This is a genomic window from Mycobacterium sp. (assembly GCF_052145595.1).
Classification (GTDB): Bacteria; Actinomycetota; Actinomycetes; order Mycobacteriales; family Mycobacteriaceae; genus Mycobacterium.
This window is the reverse complement of record NZ_JBKQOI010000204.1, coordinates 12,376-31,346: the sequence shown is the minus strand read 5'-3', so window position 1 is coordinate 31,346 and position 18,971 is coordinate 12,376. Positions and strand designations below refer to the sequence as shown.

General features: G+C 67.4%; 19 protein-coding genes. 7 read left to right on the top strand and 12 right to left on the bottom strand.

Translation table 11 applies throughout. The annotated features are described in order from the left end of the window. Positions 1–182 precede the first annotated feature (182 nt). Positions 183–812, top strand: coding sequence for a GNAT family N-acetyltransferase (locus ACLP4W_RS18635; RefSeq protein WP_442388419.1), 630 nt, complete (start codon positions 183–185; stop codon positions 810–812). 170 nt (positions 813–982) lie between these two features. Then, entirely contained in the window at positions 983–1,633 is a 651-nt protein-coding gene (locus tag ACLP4W_RS18630) for an LppM family (lipo)protein (RefSeq protein ID WP_442388448.1), read from the top strand. Here ACLP4W_RS18630 and ACLP4W_RS18625 read toward each other — a convergent pair. Then, the gene (locus ACLP4W_RS18625; RefSeq protein ID WP_442388417.1) at positions 1,630–2,532 is read right to left on the bottom strand and encodes a mycobacterial-type methylenetetrahydrofolate reductase; all 903 of its coding nucleotides are present in this window, start codon (positions 2,530–2,532) and stop codon (positions 1,630–1,632) included. The two genes, ACLP4W_RS18630 and ACLP4W_RS18625, sit on opposite strands and share 4 nt — an antisense overlap. A 210-nt stretch (positions 2,533–2,742) precedes the next feature. Here ACLP4W_RS18625 and idsA2 point away from each other — a divergent pair, with 210 nt between their 5' ends. Continuing rightward, the gene (gene idsA2, locus ACLP4W_RS18620; RefSeq protein WP_442388446.1) at positions 2,743–3,804 is read left to right on the top strand and encodes a bifunctional (2E,6E)-farnesyl/geranyl diphosphate synthase; all 1,062 of its coding nucleotides are present in this window, start codon (positions 2,743–2,745) and stop codon (positions 3,802–3,804) included. A gap of 4 nt (positions 3,805–3,808) precedes the next feature. Next, a complete protein-coding gene (locus tag ACLP4W_RS18615; protein WP_442388415.1) occupies positions 3,809–5,350 on the top strand; it encodes an alpha-(1->6)-mannopyranosyltransferase A in 1,542 nt (513 codons plus the stop codon). 4 nt (positions 5,351–5,354) lie between these two features. Here ACLP4W_RS18615 and ACLP4W_RS18610 read toward each other — a convergent pair whose 3' ends face one another. Next, complete coding sequence (locus ACLP4W_RS18610; RefSeq protein ID WP_442388413.1) at positions 5,355–5,759, bottom strand: Rv2175c family DNA-binding protein; 405 nt, start codon at positions 5,757–5,759, stop codon at positions 5,355–5,357. 90 nt (positions 5,760–5,849) lie between these two features. Between ACLP4W_RS18610 and ACLP4W_RS18605 the strand changes: the two genes are divergently transcribed. After that, positions 5,850–7,100, top strand: coding sequence for a protein kinase domain-containing protein (locus tag ACLP4W_RS18605; RefSeq protein WP_442388411.1), 1,251 nt, complete (start codon positions 5,850–5,852; stop codon positions 7,098–7,100). Between the two features lie 86 nt (positions 7,101–7,186). Here ACLP4W_RS18605 and ACLP4W_RS18600 read toward each other — a convergent pair whose 3' ends face one another. The 3 genes from ACLP4W_RS18600 to ACLP4W_RS18590 all read right to left on the bottom strand — a co-directional run bounded on the left by ACLP4W_RS18600 (position 7,187) and on the right by ACLP4W_RS18590 (position 10,115). Beyond that, positions 7,187–8,575 (bottom strand): class II 3-deoxy-7-phosphoheptulonate synthase, encoded by a 1,389-nt coding sequence (locus ACLP4W_RS18600; RefSeq protein ID WP_442388409.1) that lies wholly within the window; start codon positions 8,573–8,575, stop codon positions 7,187–7,189. Positions 8,576–8,702: 127 nt separating this feature from the next. Continuing rightward, a complete protein-coding gene (locus tag ACLP4W_RS18595) occupies positions 8,703–9,209 on the bottom strand; it encodes a polyadenylate-specific 3'-exoribonuclease AS (RefSeq protein ID WP_442388407.1) in 507 nt (168 codons plus the stop codon). 21 nt (positions 9,210–9,230) lie between these two features. Then, positions 9,231–10,115 carry a hypothetical protein gene (locus ACLP4W_RS18590; protein ID WP_442388405.1) on the bottom strand — a complete coding sequence of 295 codons (885 nt, stop codon included), beginning with the start codon at positions 10,113–10,115 and terminating at the stop codon, positions 9,231–9,233. Between the two features lie 90 nt (positions 10,116–10,205). Here ACLP4W_RS18590 and ACLP4W_RS18585 point away from each other — a divergent pair, with 90 nt between their 5' ends. After that, positions 10,206–11,486 carry a glycosyltransferase 87 family protein gene (locus ACLP4W_RS18585; RefSeq protein WP_442388403.1) on the top strand — a complete coding sequence of 427 codons (1,281 nt, stop codon included), beginning with the start codon at positions 10,206–10,208 and terminating at the stop codon, positions 11,484–11,486. An 11-nt stretch (positions 11,487–11,497) separates the two neighbouring features. Here the strand turns inward: ACLP4W_RS18585 and ACLP4W_RS18580 are convergent, their stop codons facing one another. From ACLP4W_RS18580 to ACLP4W_RS18560, 5 genes are all read right to left on the bottom strand, one after another. Then, positions 11,498–12,226, bottom strand: a complete 729-nt coding sequence (locus tag ACLP4W_RS18580; RefSeq protein WP_442388401.1) for a lysophospholipid acyltransferase family protein — start codon at positions 12,224–12,226, stop codon at positions 11,498–11,500. 81 nt (positions 12,227–12,307) lie between these two features. Further along, a complete protein-coding gene (locus ACLP4W_RS18575) occupies positions 12,308–12,712 on the bottom strand; it encodes a hypothetical protein (protein ID WP_442388399.1) in 405 nt (134 codons plus the stop codon). Beyond that, a complete protein-coding gene (locus ACLP4W_RS18570; protein ID WP_442388397.1) occupies positions 12,709–13,968 on the bottom strand; it encodes an ArsA family ATPase in 1,260 nt (419 codons plus the stop codon). The genes ACLP4W_RS18575 and ACLP4W_RS18570 overlap by 4 nt, the downstream gene beginning before the upstream one ends. Before the next feature lie 16 nt (positions 13,969–13,984). After that, positions 13,985–14,422 carry an SRPBCC family protein gene (locus ACLP4W_RS18565; protein WP_442388395.1) on the bottom strand — a complete coding sequence of 146 codons (438 nt, stop codon included), beginning with the start codon at positions 14,420–14,422 and terminating at the stop codon, positions 13,985–13,987. Between the two features lie 106 nt (positions 14,423–14,528). Further along, positions 14,529–14,918, bottom strand: coding sequence for a polyketide cyclase / dehydrase and lipid transport (locus ACLP4W_RS18560; protein WP_442388393.1), 390 nt, complete (start codon positions 14,916–14,918; stop codon positions 14,529–14,531). Positions 14,919–15,104: 186 nt separating this feature from the next. Here ACLP4W_RS18560 and ACLP4W_RS18555 point away from each other — a divergent pair, with 186 nt between their 5' ends. Further along, the gene (locus ACLP4W_RS18555; protein WP_442388391.1) at positions 15,105–16,907 is read left to right on the top strand and encodes an AMP-dependent synthetase/ligase; all 1,803 of its coding nucleotides are present in this window, start codon (positions 15,105–15,107) and stop codon (positions 16,905–16,907) included. 10 nt (positions 16,908–16,917) lie between these two features. On the opposite strand, the gene pimB is transcribed toward ACLP4W_RS18555, so the two are convergent. Continuing rightward, positions 16,918–18,093 carry a GDP-mannose-dependent alpha-(1-6)-phosphatidylinositol monomannoside mannosyltransferase gene (pimB, locus tag ACLP4W_RS18550; RefSeq protein WP_442388389.1) on the bottom strand — a complete coding sequence of 392 codons (1,176 nt, stop codon included), beginning with the start codon at positions 18,091–18,093 and terminating at the stop codon, positions 16,918–16,920. A gap of 10 nt (positions 18,094–18,103) precedes the next feature. After that, on the bottom strand, positions 18,104–18,952 hold the full coding sequence (locus ACLP4W_RS18545; RefSeq protein WP_442388387.1) for a hypothetical protein: 849 nt from the start codon (positions 18,950–18,952) through the stop codon (positions 18,104–18,106). Positions 18,953–18,971 lie beyond the last annotated feature (19 nt).

Below are 18,971 nucleotides of genomic sequence, written 5' to 3'. Positions count from 1 at the left end.
TGTCTCCCGCCTCTCATGCGAATGGGTACGGCCGTGCGCCACGCAACGAAACGGAACCGGCCGAGTTCGTCAGCTTGCCGTCACCACCGCCGATGAAACGACGGCCATCCCGTCCGATAATGAGCCTCGATACTAGAGAAGAATCACCTGACCGGATCACCGCTTCAGGAGGACCCCGCGAGTTGGCGATATTCCTTATCGATCTGCCGCCGAACGATATGGAGCGCCGTCTCGGTGACGCCCTGGGGGTGTATGTCGACGCGATGCGATACCCGCGGGGCACCGAGAACCAGCGCGCCGCCATGTGGCTGGAACACATCCGGCGACGTGGCTGGCAGGGGGTGGGCGTCGTCGAGATCGAGACAACCGAGGTACCCGAGTACCACGGCGGCCCCGAAGCCGGCCAGGCGCCGTCGGCCGTCGAATTGAGCAACGCGCCGCTGCTCGGCGTGGCCTACGGCTACCCCGGGGCGCCCGGACAGTGGTGGCAGCAGCAGGTTGTCCTGGGCTTGCAACGCGGCGGCTCGCCACCTCAGGAGATCGCCAAACTGATGAACAGCTACTTCGAGTTGACCGAGTTGCACATTCATCCCCGCGCCCAGGGCCGCGGCCTTGGCGAGGCATTGGCGCGCCGGCTGCTCGCCGGTCGCGACGAGAAGAACGTTCTACTTTCCACTCCGGAAACCAACGGTGAGCCCAACCGCGCGTGGCGGCTCTACCGGCGACTGGGTTTCACGGACGTCATCCGCGGCTACTACTTCACCGGCGACCCACGAGCATTCGCGATCCTGGGCCGCGCACTCCCCTTGTAAGGGTTTGTAGCGGCCGGGGGCGATCCGGTACGACGCGCCAACCGCGCGACATCGGACGACCCGCCAAAGCAGCACACCGCATCTGGCACGATGACCTGGTGCGCGTCGGCTCTATTCCGTCCCAAACCCGAGGATTCACCGCTCGGCGGCGCCGCGTCCTGGGCATCGCGATGTTGCTGCTGCTCGTGCCCCTGGCCGCCGGATGCCTGCGGGTCAGGGCGTCGCTCACCGTCTCGCCCGATGACCAGGTGTCCGGGGAGATCATCGCGGCGGCCAAGCCGAGGACTCCCAAGGACAGCGGTCCGCAACTCGACAGCAACAATTTGCCATTCAGCCAGAAGGTGGCGGTGTCGAACTACGACAGCGACGGCTATGTGGGATCCCAGGCGGTGTTCTCCGATTTGACCTTCGCCGAGTTGCCGCAGCTTGCCAACATGAATTCCGACGCCCAGGGGGTGAATCTATCGCTACGCCGGAATGGCAATGTGGTGATCCTGGAAGGCCGGGCGGACCTGACATCGGTGACCGATAACGACCCCGACGTCGAGTTGACCGTCGCCTTCCCCGGCGCGGTGACGTCCACCAACGGCGACCGCGTCGAGCCCGACGTGGTGTCGTGGAAGCTCAAGCCGGGCGTGGTGAGCACCATGACCGCCCAAGCTCACTACACCGACCCGAATACCCGTAACTTCACCGGGGCGGGGGTGTGGCTGGGCATCGCATCCTTTGCGGTTGCCGGCGTGGTGGCGCTGCTGGCCTGGGTCAGTCGGGACCGCTCCCCACGGATTACCACGCCGCGCGACCACCCGCCGAGCGGCTAAACCCGCTGGGCCTCTGCGGGTGACCAGTAGGCAAGCATCTCCGCGAAGGTCTGGAAACCGGGCGCGGAAACCCCGTATGTCGCCTCGAGATGGATGCTGAGCGGAAAGCCGAGTTCGGCGACCCCGTCGATCACGCGCTTGTACAGGTCGACCATGAGCTGGCGCTTCTGGGCGGGTTCGCTGCCGGCCAATCTCTTGACGAACGCTTGCTCGTTGGCCACCGCGGCATTACCCGGGTCCTGAATCAGCCAGTTGATCAGGCCGACACGGCTCTCGACCTTCGGTACGAAGCCGAACGAGAGCAGGATCTCGGGCCGGTGATCGGTGTTCTTGGCGAAGTCGGTCAAAAAACCCACGATGGCGTCGGAATACAGCAGCTGCGTCATGCCGTAGGTCGCGCCCTGGTTGCATTTGAAGTTGAGCCGGCCTTGCTCGCCGTCACGGGTGGGGATCACAATCACGCCGCGGTTGGTCACCAGGTCGCGATAGATCGACAGGGCATCGGTCGGCGCGACGCCGGAGCCTTCGCCGTCGTTCATCGTGCGCGGTACGCCGACGAAAACCACGCCTTCCATTCCGGCATCGCTCAGCTCGGTGAGCCGTCGGCGCAGCGAACGCTCGTCCATGAACGCGGTCACCTGCGTGCAAAGGCCACTGAACCCGGGCAATTCCGGTTTGATGATCGACCAGAAGTCCAGCACGTCCAGTTTCGGCTTCATATCGATGGGACGATCGTCCTCTTCGGCGATCATTCCCGGAATCATCACGTGCCGGATCCGGCCCTCGAGGCCGGATTCGCTCGAGTACCGCACCACTTTCCGCGCGTCTTCCAGTGCCCGCTCTCGTCCGTCGTCCACGTTCGGTGGCACCAACTCGAGCGCGACGGTGTTGAGGGTCACGCGGCTCCTCTCCATCAGACGGCCATTGCCCTGGCCGCTGCCCGGCCGCGCAGCGCGCGGACACCTCGACAGCATAGGGGCGAGATAGTGAGGCAGTCGAAGCAACTCGGGCCGCCGGGGCGACATACACTGTCGGGCCTAGAGAACACCAGGCCACGCCGAGCGGAAAGGGGCGCCGCGCTGAGCATCGAAGCAGCGGCAACCGTCGAGTTGACCGGCGCCATCACCGAACAACTTCGGCGGTATCTGCACGACCGGCGCGTCCAGACCTCCTACATAGGTGGCTCTGAAGGCAGCGACTACGACGTCCTGATCGCCGCCCTGGAAGATTTCGTGCTCAACGGGGGCAAGCGGCTGCGGCCTGCCTTCGCCTATTGGGGCTGGCGCGCCGTGGCACCCGGGGAACCCGATTCCGAAGCGTTGCTGCTGTTTTCCGCGCTGGAGCTGCTGCACGCCTGCGCGCTGGTGCATGACGATGTGATCGATGACTCCTCCACCCGCCGCGGCAAGCCGACGACCCACGTGCGATTTGCGGCGCTGCACCGTGATCGGCGCTGGCGAGGATCGCCGGAGCGGTTCGGCACGTCGGCGGCCATTCTGCTCGGTGACCTGGCGCTTGCCTGGGCCGACGACATAATTTTTGGGCTTTCGCTGGCTCCCGAGGCCCAGCGGCGCGTCCGGCGCGTATGGGCCGAGATCCGCACCGAGGTGCTGGGTGGGCAATACCTCGACGTCGTCGCCGAGGCCAGCGGCGCCGAGTCGATCGCGTCCGCGATGAACGTCGACACCTTCAAGACCGCCTGCTACACGGTGACGCGACCGCTGCAGCTGGGGGCGGCCGCCGCCGCCGACAGACCCGACGTGCAAGCCGTCTTCGCCCAGTTCGGGACCGATCTCGGCGTGGCGTTCCAGCTGCGCGACGACGTGCTAGGGGTGTTCGGGGACCCGGCGGTGACCGGCAAGCCGTCCGGCGACGATTTGAGATCCGGCAAGCGCACCGTGCTGCTGGCCGAGGCGGTGGAGCTGGCGGACAGGCAAGATCCTTTGGCGGCCAACCTATTACGCACCTCGATCGGGGCGAAGTTGACCGACGCGCAGGTGGGCGAACTGCGCGAGGTCATCGAGTCGGTGGGCGCGCTGGCCGCGGCGGAGCAGCGTATTGCCGCGTTGACCGAACGGGCGCTGGCCACGCTGGCGGCTGCGCCCATCGACGCGGCGGCCAAGGCGGGGCTGGCCCAACTGGCCAGGATTGCCACGAATCGATCCGCCTAGGCCGATGACGACCCCAACCCTTCCCCCTGACGCCGACTCGCGGGCGACGAAACATTCTGTTGCCCAGTATTTTTCGCGACTGCTCGCGTTCGCCGCCGCGCCAGAGGCCGGACCGGCAAAGCTGGGCTTTTTCGGCTCGCTGCTGATCACCGCGGGCGGGCTGGGAGCGGGCAGCACCAAGCCGCACGACCCACTGCTGGAGTCGCTGCACCTGTCCTGGCTGCGCTTCGGCCACGGGTTGGTGCTGTCGTCGATCGTGTTGTGGACGGGTGTGGGTCTCATGGTGATCGCGTGGGTGGTGCTGGGCCGCCGCGCCCTGGCCGGGAAAACCACCGAGTTCACGATGCGGGCTACCACCGCCTTCTGGTTGGCGCCTTTGCTGCTGTCGGTGCCCGTATTCAGCCGCGACACCTACTCGTATCTGGCCCAGGGCGCGCTTTTGCGCGACGGCTTCGACCCCTATGCGGTCGGCCCGGTAGCCAACCCGAATCCCCTGCTGGACAACGTGAGTCCCATTTGGACGATTACCACAGCGCCCTACGGCCCGGCGTTCATCCTGGTTGCCAAGCTCGTGACGATGGTGGTCGGCAATCACGTGATCGCCGGAACCATGTTGCTGCGCCTGTGCATGCTGCCGGGACTGGCGGCGCTGATCTGGGCCACCCCACGGCTGGCCCATCACCTGGGCACCAACGCCCCGCTCGCTCTGTGGATCTGTGTTCTCAACCCCCTGGTGCTCATTCACCTGATGGGCGGGGTCCATAACGAGATGCTGATGGTGGGCCTGATGGCCGCCGGGATCGCGCTGACCTTCCGGGGGCGCCATGTCCTGGGCGTCGTCCTGATCACGGTCGCGATCGCGGTCAAAGCCACCGCCGGAATCTCGTTGCCATTTTTGGTGTGGGTGTGGATGAGGCATCTGCGCGACCAGCGGGGGTATCGGCCCGTCCGGGCGTTCCTGGTGGCCACCGCGATATCCGTGGTGGTCTTCGCCGCCGTGTTCGGGATTCTGTCCGCCGTGGCCGGTGTCGGTTTGGGGTGGCTGACCGCGCTGGCCGGATCGGTGAAGATCATCAACTGGCTGAGCGTGCCGACCGCGGCGGCGAACCTCATCCACGTCTTCAGCGGCGGGTTCACGGTCGACTTCTACGCCACGCTGCGAGTCACCCGGTTCATCGGGATCGCGATCATCGCGGTGTCGCTGCCGCTACTGTGGTGGCGTTTCCGGCGTGACGACCGCGCCGCACTGACCGGTATCGCGTGGTCGATGCTGATCGTGGTGCTGTTCGTCCCCGCCGCCCTGCCGTGGTACTACTCCTGGCCGCTGGCGGTGGCGGCCCCACTGGCCCAGTCACGACGGGCGGTCGCGGCCATCGGCGGGTTGTCGACCTGGGTCATGGTGATCTTCAAACCCGACGGATCGCACGGCATGTATTCGTGGCTGCACTTTTCGCTGGCCACCGCTTGTGCGCTGGCCGCCTGGTACGCGCTGTACCGGCCACTACAGCCGCAGGCCGACGACACAGCAGCGCCCGTCGCCGCTTAGCGGCTCAGTAGGCCATGGCTTGTGCCCTGCGCACAACCTCTCGAGCCTGGTGAGCATGCAGGGCGTCGACGGGACGGGCGTTGCTGATCGCATCCCGGGTGCCGTCGCGCGTGACCGTCAGCGACGGGTCGCGGGTGAAGAGCCAGCGCACGATCTCGGTTTCGTGATAACCGCCGTCGTGCAGAATCGTCAACAATCCCGGCAGGCTTTTGACCACCTCACCGGAGTTGGTGAAGAACACCTGAGGTATGACCACGCCGCCGTCGCGCCGCACCGCGACCAGGTGGCCTTCACGCAGCTGCTGGTGCACCTTGCTGACCGACACGCCGAGCAACTCAGCAACCCGGGGCATGTCATATGTCGGCTCGTTGGGGTCTAATACATCGTCGCCGGCCGGAATGCTGCCCACCCAGGCAAGTGTAGGCCCTGCTCGGCGCATTGGCGCCGAGTTCTGAGCCGGTTTCGAGCCCGATCCCACGACCACACCTACGATGGCCCCGTGGCCGAAGCTGGGACGAAGGACCCGTTGGATGGCACGTTGCTGGACGGCCGCTACCTCGTACAGTCCAAGATCGCCAGCGGCGGCACCTCGACGGTGTACCGCGGCCTCGACGTCCGGCTCGACCGCCCCGTCGCGCTGAAGGTCATGGACTCTCGCTACGCCGGTGACGACCAGTTCCTGACCCGTTTCCAGCTGGAGGCCCGCGCGGTGGCCCGGCTGAAGGACCCCGGGCTGGTCGCGGTCTATGACCAGGGCCTCGACGCCCGGCACCCGTTTTTGGTGATGGAGCTCATCGAGGGCGGCACGCTGCGCGAGTTGCTGGTCGAACGCGGTCCGATGCCTCCCCATGCCGTGGTGGCGGTGCTTCGTCCGGTGCTGGGCGGGCTGGCCGCCGCACACGGGGCTGGGCTGGTGCATCGCGACGTCAAGCCCGAAAACGTCCTCATCTCCGACGACGGCGAGGTCAAGATCGCCGATTTCGGGTTGGTCCGTGCCGTCGCGGCCGCCGGAATCACCTCCGCCAGTGTCATTTTGGGCACGGCAGCCTATCTGTCGCCCGAGCAGGTGCGCGACGGCAACGCCAGTCCTCGCAGCGACGTCTACTCCACCGGGATCCTCACCTACGAGTTGCTGACCGGGCACACACCGTTTACCGGCGACTCGGCGTTGTCGATCGCTTACCAACGGCTGGATACCGATGTGCCGCCGCCCAGCGCGGTGATCGACGGCGTGCCAGCGCAGTTCGACGCGTTTGTGGAGAGAGCGACCGCCCGCGACCCGGCCGACCGATACGCCGACGCGATCGAGATGGGCGCCGATCTGGACGCGATCGCCGAAGAACTCGCCCTGCCGGACTTCCGGGTGCCGGCGCCGCGGAACTCCGCCCAACACCGGTCGGCTGCGCTGCAGCGCAGCCGGATGAGCCAGCGCCCGGCGACCGCGCAGCAACCGCGGCCACCCGTCAAGGCACCGGTTCACCACCCCACCCGTCAGCTGACCCGCGGACCCGGGGACTGGTCTGAGCCCGAACGCCCGGCTGCCCCCAACTCCGACCCCCCCGGACAATATGACTACGAATACGAGCCGGTCTCAGGCGAATTCGCCGGCATCGCGATGAGCGAGTTCGTCTGGGCTCGTCAGCACGGCCGGCGCATGGTGTTGATCTGGGTGGCGGTGGTGCTGGCGATCACCGGACTGGTCGCGACCGCGGCATGGACGATCGGAAGCAACCTGAGCGGACTGCTGTAACTCTCTGCGCCGGCGAGCGCGCGCAGTTGTACAGCCGCGTCGGCGTGTCGTTGTACAAACACGCGCGCTCGCCGCGTCAAGGAGTTTCAGTCGCGCAGCATCTCGGCGACCAGGAACGCCAACTCCAGCGACTGCTGGGTGTTCAGCCGCGGGTCACAGGCGGTCTCATAGCGGCCGGCCAGGTCGGTGTCCGAAATATCTTGTGCGCCACCCAGACACTCGGTGACGTTCTCGCCCGTGATCTCGACGTGGATGCCACCCGGGTGAGTCCCCAGCGCGCGATGCACCTCGAAAAACCCCTGCACTTCGTCGACGATGCGGTCGAAGTGGCGGGTCTTGTACCCGTTGGACGACTCGTGAGTGTTGCCGTGCATCGGGTCGCACTGCCAGATCACCTGATGACCGGTGGCCTTCACCTTTTCGATGATCGGCGGCAGCACGTCACGCACCTTGCCGTTGCCCAGCCTGCTCACCAGCGTCAGCCGGCCGGGCTTGTTGTGCGGGTCGAGCCGCTCCACATATTCGACGGCCAGTTCCGGGGTCATCGTCGGGCCGATCTTGACGCCGATCGGGTTGGCAATCACCTCGGCGAACGCGACGTGCGCACCGTCGAGCTGGCGGGTTCGCTCGCCGATCCACACGGTGTGCGCCGAGAGGTCATACAGCTGCGGTTCCCCGCCTTCGACGTCGGACAACCGCAACATGGCCCGCTCGTAGTCGAGCACCAAAGCCTCGTGGCTGGCGTAGATCTCGGCGGTTTGCAGATTGCGGTCGGCCACGCCGCAAGCGCTCATGAACCTCAGGCCCCGATCGATCTCGGTGGCCAGCGCCTCATAACGCGCACCGGCCGGCGAGGTCCGGACGAATTCCCGGTTCCAGTCGTGGACCAGGTGCAACGACGCCAGCCCCGACGACGTCAGCGCGCGCACCAGGTTCATCGCCGCACTGGCGTTGGCGTAGGCACGCACCAGCCGCGACGGGTCGTGCTCTCGCGCCGCGGCGTCCGGGGCGAAGCCGTTGATCATGTCGCCGCGGTAGGACCTCAGGCCCAGCGCGTCGACGTCGGCCGACCGGGGCTTGGCGTACTGGCCGGCGATGCGGGCCACCTTGACCACCGGCAGGCTCGAGCCGTAGGTCAGCACCACGGCCATCTGCAGCAGGGTGCGGACGTTGCCGCGGATGTGCGGTTCGGTGTTGTCGACGAACGTCTCCGCGCAGTCGCCGCCCTGCAGCAGGAACGCCTCACCCTTTGCGACCAGGGCCAGCTGCTCTTGCAGCCGGACGATCTCGGACGGCACCGTCACCGGCGGCACGCTCTCGAGGACGGTGCGCATCGCCGTGGCCTGATCGGCGGGCCAGCTGGGTTGCTGAGCGGCCGGCTTGGCCAGTGCGGCGTCCAGTCGTGTGCGCAGGTCGGCCGACAGCGGCGGCAGCGGCGGTAGCTGGTCGATCGGTATGTCGACGGTCCAGTTCATCGGTCCATGGTAACTGGGCTCCGCCAATCGCTGATCAGGGCGAACATCGCTTCGCGCGGGCCCGCGCTCAGGCCCCCGCCCGGTTTTCCCCTGGATCGTCGGCGACGCGGTCTGATGGTCCGCCTCCTCAGCGGGCCGCTTCTCGGCCCGCATCGTCGGCGGACGTGATCAGCCGGAACCGGCGCAGCTGATCGCGCGCATCCACCAGCGCGTCGTGGGCATCGCGCGGCCGCGGCGGCATCCGAGGGGATCCCCGGTCCTCCCACAACTGCCGCACCTCCCGGGTGAATCGCGGTATCGCTTGCGGCAGGGCCGGCATCGGGCCCCACAACTGGCACAGGGCGACATGGTCGTAGGCCCCCACCCAGGCCCACAGCTCGATTGGCTCGGCGCCTCGGACGTCGAAGAACTCCTCCAGGTCCACCCGGATCTGCCTGCGCGAGCGCCACAATGGCGACGACGGGGGCGGCAGCTTGCGCAGCACGTTGGCGCGCACCCAGCTACCGGCGCGCTCGGGATCGAATTCGGTGGACACGGCGTAGTACTCGCGGCCGTCCTCGGCGACCACCCCGATCGAGATCAGCTCGATGGTGCGGCCGTCCTCAATGAATTCGGTGTCATAGAAGTACCGCACCCAGAAAGCGTAGGGGGCAGCCTATCTGCTGATCAGGATGGGCTCTGTGGGCGGCGGCGCCGCATGCACGTCGTGGTCGAGTTGGGCGTCGACTGTGCGTTTGTCGGGCAGACCCGGGGTGCCGGCGATCGCACACTGAACCCACAGCTTGGCCCGAACGATCGGGCGACGCAGTCTGCGTTCCCGCTGCAGCGCACGTCGCATCTTGTCGGGCTGGGTGGTATACCGCCAGCGGGCCCAGGGGGCATGCGGGCGCGACAACCGGATCGCGCCGATGACCAGCAGTATGACGATGAACATCCCGAGCAAACCGGTCCACACCTTGCCCTTGAGTACGACCACCACGGCCAACGGCAACGTCAAAACCAGCGCACCGGCCACCGCGGCACGCAGCGGCAATGAATCGGTGCCTTCCCAGATCGGCAGGAAAAACATCAGGGGGTGCAGACCCATCATCAAGAGTCCGGCCACCGCCACCGCCGCGAAGACCGCGTCTACCGAAGTGCGGCCGTCCTCTTCCCAGTAGACGTCGGACAGGTGCAGGATCAGCGCGTACTCGTCGAGCACCAGCGCGGCCCCGATCCCGAAAAATATCGCGGCCAGGGTGAATTCGGGTTCATGCCCGTCGACGGAGATGGTCACCAACGTCACCCCGGAGATCATCACCAGGACCACGCCGAACGTGACGTGGTGGATGTGCACTCCCCCGATCTGGACATTGCGGGGTTGCCACCACCTGGGGTGCCGGCCCATCTCGCTGCGGTGCCGGATGAAGCGCACGAAACTGCGGGTGACGAAAAACGTCAGGATGAAGGCGATCAGGCAGCACAGCAAGGGCAGCCGGCCACGGTCGACGACGTCGTGCACGAACCAGTGGACCGCCCTGGGCACGAACCAGTGGAGCACTCTTGAAACCTACGCCTGCACTTCCCCGCAACGCGGGAGCCGCGCTGTGCCGCATGGCCGACGCCCGCACCGATTAGGCTGTTCTGCGACATGAGTAGATGGCAGGCGCCCGGCGTGGGCAGTCGACCCGGGCGCGCTTTGCTGTGGTGCCTGCTTTGGGCGCTGGCCGCCGCGGCGCTGGGGTACGCGGCCTGGCGCTTGTTCGGGCATACCCCGTACCGCATCGATATCGACATCTATCAGATGGGCGGTCAGGCCTGGTTGGACGGGCGTCCGCTGTACCGCGATGCGATGTTCCACACACCCATCGGGCTGGATCTGCCGTTTACCTATCCCCCGCTGGCGGCGATCGTGTTCTGCCCGTTCTCCTGGTTGCACATGCCCGCCGCCAGCGTCGCGATCACCCTGCTGACGTTGGTGCTGCTGATCGTGTCGACGACAATCGTGCTGACCCGCCTCGACGTGTGGAGCACCTCGGCCGTGCTGCCCGGCCCGGCGTGGCTGCGCCGACTTTGGCTGGCCGTGGTCATCGTGGCGCCGGCGACGATCTGGCTGGAACCGATCACCTCCAACTTCGCCTTCGGGCAGATCAACGTCGTGCTGATGACCCTGGTGATCGCTGACTGCGTGCCGCGCCGCACGCCGTGGCCACGGGGACTGCTGCTGGGCCTGGGCATAGCGCTGAAGCTCACCCCGGCCGTGTTCTTGCTCTATTTCCTGCTACGTCGCGACAACCGCGCGGCGCTGACCGCGCTGGCGTCTTTCGCGGGCGCCACGCTGGTGGGCTTCGCACTGGCGTGGAGCGACTCGTGGGAGTACTGGACCCACACCGTGCACCACACCGACCGGATCGGAGAGGCGGGGCTGAACACCGACCAGAACATCGCCGGCGCCCTCGCTCGGCTGCCCCTGGGCGAGCAGCAGCGCTTTCTGCTGTGGGCGACCGGCTGCCTGGTCGTGCTGGCCCTGACGATATGGGCGATGCGGCGGGTGCTGCGGGCCGGCGAACCGACACTTGCGATCATCTGCGTCGCCCTGTTCGGGTTGGTGGTTTCGCCGGTGTCGTGGTCACACCACTGGGTGTGGATGCTGCCGGCGGTGCTGGTGACCGGCATATTGGCCTGGCGGCGCCGCAACGTCGCGCTGGCCGTCGTCAGCGCCGCAGGGGTGGCGCTGATGAGGTGGACACCGATCGACCTGCTTCCGAAGCACCATGAGGCGGCCGCGTCCTGGTGGCGCCAGCTTGCCGGGATGTCCTACGTGTGGTGGGCGCTGGCGGTCATCGTCGTTGCCGGGCTGACTGTGACCGCCCGCGGAACTTCAACGGGTTCGGCAGCGCAGCGGCGGACACCGGTGTCCGCCGCCAGCTGATCAGGCGCGGACTAACCGACGGCGGTCTCGGGGATCCGCGCGGCCTCGCTGGCGGGATTGGCTCCGTTGCCGCGTTCCTTGACGCTGGCCGCGTAGATGTCGACGTACTCCTGGCCGGAGAGCCCCATCAGCTCGTAGATCACTTCGTCGGTGACGGCCCGCTCGATGAAGCGGTTGCCGGCCAGGCCTTCGAATCGTGAGAAGTCCATCGGCTCGCCGAACCGGACGGTTACCCGCCCGAACCGCCACATCTTGCTGCCCGGCGGGTTGACCACATTGGTGCCGATCATCGCCACCGGGATGACCGGCACGCCGGTTTGCAGGGCCAGCCGGGCCAGGCCGGTCTTGCCTTTGTACAGCCGGCCGTCGGGCGAGCGCGTGCCCTCGGGGTACATACCCAACAACTTCCCCTGGCCCAGTAGCCGCTCGGCGGTGTCCAATGCGGCCTGGGCGGCGTCGGCGTTGGCGCGATCGATGGGCACCTGGCCGGAGACGCTGTAGAACCAGGCGGTGAGCCGGCCTTTCAGGCCGGTGCCGGTGAAGTACTCCGACTTCGCCAGGAATGTGATTCGGCGGCGCACCACCAACGGAAGGTAGAAACTGTCGGCCACCGCTAAGTGATTGCTGGCCAGGATCGCCGGGCCGGAACTCGGAACGTATTGGAGCCCTTCAACTTTCGGTCGACCGAGTAGGGAAAGCAACGGACCCATGAAGATGTACTTGAATAGCCAGTACCACATGGCCTCCCTCTCCCGCGCGCCCAAGGTGTTCTGGCCAACTGTACCCATCCGCGGCGGGGCCGACCACCTTCGGCGCGCGGGTCACTCCTCGACGGTGACCGGGATGGGCTGGTAACGGGTTCTCGCGGCACCGTCACCCGTGGCGGTGCCGGCGTCTGTCTCGGCGCCGAGGCCGCCGCCGGGCGGCCCGTCGGGCGGCGGTTTGGCCGACCGATCGATGTCATTGACGTCATTGACGATGCCGCGGATGACCTCCATCAGCGCGATGCTGTGGTCGGCGATAACGGTTAGCAGCGGGTGCTGATCGCCGGTCGCCAGCGCGGCGAGCGCGCACACCGGACACCACACCTGCTGGCACTTGCCGGTCCCGACTCCCCCGCCCGCCGTCAATGCGGCTGCGGTTCGCACCGCGGGGTCGATTCCGTCCAGGATCGCCTGGGCGAGTCTGCGTAACTCGGGACCGATATCGGGATGAGCCTTACTCACTTAGGCCACACCTCCGGATCTGGTCGAAATCGAACTGTCAGCTCACCACCCCGCAGGTGTGCATCCAGCACGGTGCATCGCCGCAGCACCGACGCCAACCGAACCCTGCGCCGCAACCCGCCGGCACTGATGATCAGGTCGTCGTCGACCCGGCCCAGCGTCAGCGCTGAAGGATCGAGCTGGGGCAACGTTAGCCGCATCCGGTAAATCGACCCAAGTCCCGCGCCGGATTCGAGGTCCACGATGGGACGCAACGGGCCCGGTGGCGCCGCTCCTCGCCGCCGACGGGCGCCGTCGAGCAGTGCGCCCAGCGCCTTGGGACCGATCGGCTCGCCGGACAGGTGCGGAGTCAACACCAGCGCCACGTCACCGATGGTGGCGTCGAGTTCGTCGAGCACGGCGCGCTGTTCGGAGATGCGTTCGGAGTACCAGTAGAACGCCGGGTGCTCGGGCAGGTTGCGGTACTCGTAGGACTCGTCTTCCTGCAGAACCTGGTTGACGATCAGCTCCTCGACGCGGACGCCCATCAGCGCCAACGAACCCAGCGTCCGGACGGCCTCGGCCGCGACCACCCGCTCGGGGGTCAGCACCAGATGCGCGCTCACCAGGTCGCCGTCGGTCAGCAACGCGCTGAGCCGCTCGACGCTGGCGCTGATGCGCTCCAGCAGCTCGACCACCGCGGCCGACCGGGCGTCGTCACCGGCCATGGACAGCCTGCGATGGCGCGGCCACGCGCGCTCGACATAGAGCCCGAAGGTGGCGGGCAAGGTCAACATTCGCAACGCATCCGCGGTCGAGGCGCAATCGACGACGATGCGATCCCATCGCCCGGAGGCGGCGAGCTCGCCGACGGCGTGCAAGCCGAGGACCTCCTGAACGCCCGGCAACGCCGAGAGTTCTTCGGGGGCAATGGTGCTCAACTCCGAATCGGGAAACCGCCGATCCAAGGTGTTGACCGCGTCATGCCACCGGGCCTCGAGCAGGGCCAGGGTGTCCAATGCCAGCGCATCGAGAAAGCCACCGCCCGCCTCCGCCCGCCCTGTTTCGAGGTCGGCGAGCACCCGGACCAATTCGCCCTGGCCGCTCGGCGGGATGGCGATACCCAGCACGTCGCCCAGCGAGTGCGCCTGGTCGGTGGACACCACCAGCACCCGCTGACCCTCGCCCGCATCACAGACGGCGGTAGCGGATGCCAGGGTCGATTTTCCTACCCCGCCCTTGCCCACGAAGAGACTGATCCGGGCCGGGGTGGGCACCCGGGATTCGCTGGACTCACTCAGCCTCGACTCGTTTCTTCAGATCCTTCAACGCACTGTCGGTCAGCCTGCGCTCGGCCTTGCGCTTGAGCAACCCGATCATCGGGAGGGCAAGATCCACCGAGAGTTCATAGGTGACATCGGTGCCAGATCCCTTGGGCGCCAAGCGGTATGTGCCTTCGAGCGAACGCAGCAGCGAGCTGGAGACCAGGGTCCAGCTCAGCGAGTGACGGTCTTCCGGCCACTGGTAGGACATGACCATGGTGTCTTTGATGACGCCGGCGTCCATCACGAATCGCACGGTCTTCGGGTAACCGTCGGCGCCCCGCTCTTGCACCTCGGCTTCCTTGTACTCCGAGATCCACTCCGGGTAGGAGTCGATATCGGCGATCACCTCCAGCACCGTGTCCGGATCGGCGTCGATGTGAATGGTCTGCGTCGTCTTTTCCGCCACCTGGCTGCTGCCCTCTCTCCCGCAAGCCGGTCGACCCCGGAAATCTACTGGAATACCATGGCCCCTGGGCCGAAACGGTACTCCTCGTGCCAAACCTTGACCGGAGTTAAACTACCGGAGAAACCCCGACCGGACGTGACCGTTCCAGTGTCCTCTTGACCTCAAAGGCCATTTTCTTGCCCGCCACCCGGCGGCGGTGTGTCAGTGTCGCCAGGTTCAGCTTGGCCATCTGCCAGGCGGCCAGGCCGGTCGGTTCGGCATGCAGGAGGTAGTGCAGCACCACCCCGTCCATTGACGGTTCCAACCAGACCTCCATGGTGCCGGTCAACGCGCCGGTGACCACCCACCGGATGCCCTTTTCGGCGCGATCCTCGACCACCTGCAGCCTCAGGTCCGGCCACCACCGGCGCCAGCACGACTGATCGGCGAGCGCGGCGCCGACCCGTGCGCCGGCGGCGGCGATATACGTCTGGTCGGCGATCTGGATGCTGTTCATTACCTCAAGCTTCACACAACCCGTGCCAGGCACCGATCGGAGGGCACGCCGGGTGTCGCCGCGATCGTGTCATGACCCAACCGACTGCCATCGTGCTGCGTGAGGCGCGGATTAGGCTGGGCGACAGCGGGCCGGCCCCGGAAAGGTCACCCGGAAACGTCACTACGGGCAGATGAGGTCATAAGAGTGCGTGAGTACAGCGTCCCCGCCCGCTTTTCCGTCGGCGAGCACGACAATATCGCGGCCATGGTCTTCGAGCATGAGCGTGACGACCCCGGCTTTGTCATCTACCAGCGTCAGATCGACGGCGTTTGGACCGACGTCACGTGCGCCGAGGCGGCCGGTCAGGTTCGCTCCGCGGCGCTGGGCTTGATCTCGCTGGGAGTGCAGGCCGGTGACCGGGTCTCCATCTTTTCGGCCACCTGCTACGAGTGGGCGATCCTCGACCTGGCAATCCTGTCGGTGGGTGCGGTCACCGTGCCGATTTATGAGACGTCCTCGGCCGAACAGGTGCGCTGGGTGGTGCAGAACTCGGAGGCGGTGTTGGCGTTCGCCGAAACCGACGCGCATGCGGCGATCGTGACCGAGCTGACCGGCGAATTGCCCGCGCTCCGCCGGGTGCTGCACATCAACGGCGCCGGTCCCAAGGCGCTCGACCAGCTCGTGGAGGCCGGCGCCTCGGTCGACCCGGCCGAGCTGACCGCCCGGCTTGAGGCACTGCGCGCGCACGACGCGGCGACGCTCATCTACACCTCGGGCACCACGGGGCGACCCAAGGGCTGCCAACTCAGCCATTCCAACCTGCTGCACGAGATGCGCGGCACGCAGGAGTGCCTGCCAACCCTGTTGCGCCCGGGTCAGCGGCTGTTGGTCTTCCTGCCGCTGGCCCACGTGCTGGCTCGCTCACTCGCCTTGTCCGCGTTCGCCAGCAAAATGACCGTCGGATTCACCAGCGATATCAAGAACCTGCTGCCCATGTTCGCGGTCTTCAAACCGACGGTGGTGGTGTCGGTGCCCCGGGTGTTCGAAAAGGTGTACAACACCGCCGAGAAAAACGCCGCCAACGACGGCAAGGGGCGGATCTTCACGATCGCCGTGCAGACCGCGGTCGACTGGAGCCAGGCCCACGACGGCGGCCGGCCCGGGCTGCTGCTGCGCGCCAAACATGCATTGTTCGACCGGCTGGTCTATCAGAAGCTGCGGACGGCGCTGGGGGGTGCCTGCCACGCGGCTGTCTCGGGCGGCGCGCCGCTGGGCTCGCGGCTGGGCCACTTCTACCGTGGGGTGGGCCTGACCATCTACGAGGGCTACGGCCTGACCGAGACCAGCGCGGCCATCACGGTCAACCAGATCGGCGCCCTGAAGATCGGGACCGTCGGAAAGCTGGTGCCGGGCAACGGTTTGCGCATCGCCGATGACAATGAGCTGTTGGTGCGCGGCGGCGTTGTATTCAGCGGCTACTGGCGCAACGAGCAGGCCACCGCGGAGGCATTCACCAAGGGCTGGTTCAGGACAGGCGACCTCGGCGCGATCGACGAGGACGGCTTCTTGACCATCACCGGCCGCAAGAAGGAGATCATCGTCACCGCCGGCGGCAAGAACGTCGCCCCGGCCGTGCTCGAGGACCAGTTGCGCGCCCACCCGCTGATCAGCCAGGCGATGGTCGTCGGGGACAACAAGCCGTTCATCGGCGCACTGATCACCGTCGACCCGGAGGCGTTCGACGCTTGGAAGCAACGCAACAGCAAACCGGCCGGCGCGTCAGTGGGTGATCTGGCCACCGACCCCGACCTGATCGCCGAGGTTGACGGGGCCGTCAAGCAGGCCAATCTGGCTGTCTCGCATGCCGAGTCGATCCGCAAATTCCGCATCCTGCCGGTCGACTTCACCGAGGACACCGGGGAACTGACGCCGACCATGAAGGTCAAACGCAACGTCGTAGCGGAGAAGTTCGCCTCCGAAATCGAGGCGATCTACCAAAAGGACTGACGGCCGAACGTCACCCCAGCGTCGCGCTCGGGCCGTTTCCGCGGAGAAGGTCCGCCAACCGGGCGGCCAGCGTGTCCCAGCGCCACTGCGACGTCACCCACGCGCGCCCGGCGGCGCCCATCGCGGCGGCCCGGTCACGATCGGTGAGCAACTCGGTGACCGCGTCGGCGACTTCGTGCACCGAGCGGCCGTCGACCAGTAGGCCAGTCTTGTTGTGCTGCACGGTTTCTGGAGCTCCACCCGATTTGCCGGCGATTACCGGCACGCCGGTCGCCGAGGCCTCCAGAAACACGATGCCCAGGCCCTCGACGTCCATGCCCGCGCCGCGGGTGCGGCATGGCATCGCGAAAACGTCAGCCAGTGCATGGTGCGCCGGCAGGTCGGCGGCCGGGACCCCGCCGGTGAATGTCACGTGGTCGGCCACTCCGCAATCCTGGGCCAGCGCGCGCAGCGCTCGCAGATACGGACCGCCGCCGACGATGACCAGGGCGGCTCCGTCGACGCGTTGCCGGATCGACGGCAGCGCCTTGATCAGGATGTCCTGGCCCTTGCGTGGCACCAGCCGCGACAGGCACACCACGGTGGGCCGCTCGCCCAGCCGGTAGCGGTCGCGCAGCTCGGCGCGGCCGGCGGGGTCGGGCCGGAACCGGTCGGTGTCGACCCCGGACGGCAGGTATTCCAACGCGGCCGCGGGTCCGAGGGCCGGCGCGATCCGGTATCGCGTGTACCGGCTGACGAACGTGACGACGTCGGTGTCCTCGCCGATGCGGCGCAGCACCGATCGCGCCACCGGAAGCATCGACCAGCCCACTTCGTGGCCGTGCGTGCTGGCCAGCACCCGCGTCGCCCCGGCCTGCCGGGCGCGCCGCGCCAGCAGCGCCAACGGTGCGGCCGCACCAAACCACACGGTGTCGATCCCGTGGTCGGCGATCAGCCGGCGCATCCGGGCATCCACCATCGGGCCGGGCAGCATCAGCGTCCCCGGATGGCGCACCACGCGGAATCCGGCCCCCTCGGCTGAGTCGGCCCCCTGGTCATAGGCGTCGGCACCCTTCCATTGCGGGGCGTACACCAGCACGGAATGCGATCCGGCGTCAACCAGCCGACCGACGAACTCGCGCAGGTAGGACTGGATGCCGCCCCGGCGGGGCGGAAAGTCGTTGGTTACCAGCAGGACCCGGCTCACCTGCGTCAGGCTAGCCGAGCATCCACTGCTGCCAGCGCACCAGCAAGCCGGCCGCGTCGGTGCCGAGTACGTCGCGGACGGCGGTGGGAAAGTCGGGGTGCCCGAAACCGCAGGCGGCCACGTACAGGGCGCGCAACTGGGGCCCGCCGTAGGTATCGGCGACGAACCGGGCGAACCACCATGCGCGGTCGTAGGCGAGCGAGCGCTGCGGTCCGGGCGTGTCTAGCTCGGCGTCCGACGGCAGCGCATCCGGCGCGGAGCCCTCATCGGCGGGCACCGGGGTGCTGGGCCGCCCGACGAAATCGGCTACCCCCTCAGTCAGCCATCGAGGTGCATCCGGGGCGGTGTCGACGCGCGCCGCATAATGAAAAAGCTCGTGTGCCAACACGATTCGCAGTGCCGATTCGCTCATGCCGGCAGCGCCCGGGGCGAACACGATCCGCTGGCCGAGCGCCACTCTGCGCGCCGGGTCGACGCGATCGGCGACGGTTACCGCCGCGATATCGGCCCACTGCGACGCCGGCCCCCCGCCGGCGGCAGCCCGAAACTCTTCGTCCGAGCCGGCGGCCACCACCGAGATTTCGTGCGACCAGTCGAGGCCCCAGAAGGCCTCCACGGCGCCGACCGCGGCGCCCATGTCGGACACGATTCGGGACAGCAGGCGGTCGGTAGCCGGACCACCGCGTCCGCGCAGCGAGACGGTCCGGTCGCCGACGACAACCGACGTCGCAGTGGCGCGAGGCGAACTCGGGGTGGGCGCGACCAGCTGTGCGGGCCGGGCATGACTGTCGAGAACCGAATCGACGGGCACGGCCGCAGCCGCGACCAACTCGACGACGAACACCCACGCCAGCAGCATCGGAAGCCACCGGCGGCGC

What these genes read in the sequence shown, in the direction of transcription:
- ACLP4W_RS18580 (WP_442388401.1), bottom strand. Translation starts at nt 12,226, where the DNA reads ATGTGGTACTGGCTATTCAAGTACATCTTCATGGGTCCGTTGCTTTCC.
- ACLP4W_RS18545 (WP_442388387.1), bottom strand. Translation starts at nt 18,952, where the DNA reads ATGCTGCTGGCGTGGGTGTTCGTCGTCGAGTTGGTCGCGGCTGCGGCC.
- ACLP4W_RS18615 (WP_442388415.1), top strand. Translation starts at nt 3,809, where the DNA reads ATGACGACCCCAACCCTTCCCCCTGACGCCGACTCGCGGGCGACGAAA.
- ACLP4W_RS18585 (WP_442388403.1), top strand. Translation starts at nt 10,206, where the DNA reads ATGAGTAGATGGCAGGCGCCCGGCGTGGGCAGTCGACCCGGGCGCGCT.
- ACLP4W_RS18630 (WP_442388448.1), top strand. Translation starts at nt 983, where the DNA reads ATGTTGCTGCTGCTCGTGCCCCTGGCCGCCGGATGCCTGCGGGTCAGG.
- ACLP4W_RS18560 (WP_442388393.1), bottom strand. Translation starts at nt 14,918, where the DNA reads ATGAACAGCATCCAGATCGCCGACCAGACGTATATCGCCGCCGCCGGC.
- ACLP4W_RS18600 (WP_442388409.1), bottom strand. Translation starts at nt 8,575, where the DNA reads ATGAACTGGACCGTCGACATACCGATCGACCAGCTACCGCCGCTGCCG.